1 protein-coding gene is annotated in these 243 nt (G+C 44.9%); it reads right to left on the bottom strand.

The window, feature by feature from the left end; translation table 11 throughout:
• Window positions 1–243: methyl-accepting chemotaxis protein (locus AB4486_RS27945; protein ID WP_372120068.1), on the bottom strand; the 243-nt coding region annotated here is incomplete at both ends.

The following is a 243-nucleotide window of genomic DNA, read 5'->3' as shown; positions in this document are numbered from 1 at the left end:
CTATCAGAAATAATCGATGACGCAGTTTTTGCTTGGTCTTGTAACTGTAAGAGTACAGATTGAATTTCTTGTGTAGATGATTGAGTTCTTGATGCTAACGTTCTTACTTCATCAGCAACGACAGCAAAACCACGGCCTTGTTCACCAGCGCGTGCAGCTTCAATTGCCGCATTAAGCGCAAGCAGGTTGGTTTGCTCTGCAATCGCACTGATCGACTCAAGTATCGAGCCAGCACTTTGTGTG

This window comes from Vibrio sp. 10N.222.55.C6 (genome assembly GCF_041473395.1).
Taxonomy (GTDB): Bacteria; Pseudomonadota; Gammaproteobacteria; order Enterobacterales; family Vibrionaceae; genus Vibrio; species Vibrio crassostreae_C.
Note: the sequence above shows the minus strand (reverse complement) of the source record. Positions and strands in the feature narration are given on the sequence as shown.